The following is a 636-nucleotide window of genomic DNA, read 5'->3' as shown; positions in this document are numbered from 1 at the left end:
GGGCTGTTTCTGGGCGACGAGTCGACCATCGCGTTCGACGAAGAAGCTCAGCATCTGTGTTCGGTCCCCTCCGAAATCCGTTGACACTCAGAAGTGAAACACGTTACAGCCGCAGCTGCGGAGCGTGGTGCTGGCAGTGCCTGCGCATCTGGGGTACACCCCAACACCACAGTCGTGACCGGGGACGAACAGCGTCAAAATAGGGTGAGAATTCGCCTTTCTTGACACTTGTCGGCTGGGTTCTTAGAGTTCAACCTGACAATTTCGGTCTCTGGAGGGGTGAATCATGCGCGTCGGCTACATCAGGGTCAGCACTCTCGATCAGAACACCGTCCGCCAGCTCGACGGCGTCGATGTCGAACGCACCTTCACCGACAAGGCCTCCGGGAAGGACTCGGCGCGGCCGAAGCTCGCCGAGATGCTCGCGTTCGTGCGTGACGGCGACACGGTGATCGTTCACTCGATGGACCGCCTGGCCCGAAACCTCGACGACCTCCGCTCGATCGTGCGCACCCTCACCGGCAAGGGCGTGCGGGTCGAATTCGTCAAGGAGAGCCTGACTTTCACCGGCGAGGACTCACCCATGGCGAACCTGCTGCTGAGCGTGATGGGCGCCTTCGCCGAATTCGAACGCGC

1 protein-coding gene is annotated in these 636 nt (G+C 61.2%); it reads left to right on the top strand.

All coding sequences use genetic code 11. From position 1 onward, the window contains the following. Nucleotides 1-286 precede the first annotated feature (286 nt). Nucleotides 287-636: recombinase family protein (locus A5780_RS26595; RefSeq protein ID WP_197521877.1), on the top strand; the 350-nt coding region annotated here is incomplete at its 3' end.

The organism is Nocardia sp. 852002-20019_SCH5090214 (genome assembly GCF_001665865.1).
Lineage (GTDB): Bacteria > Actinomycetota > Actinomycetes > Mycobacteriales > Mycobacteriaceae > Nocardia > Nocardia nova.
The sequence above is the reverse complement of the archived record's forward strand: the minus strand, read 5'-3'. Positions and strand labels throughout refer to the sequence as shown.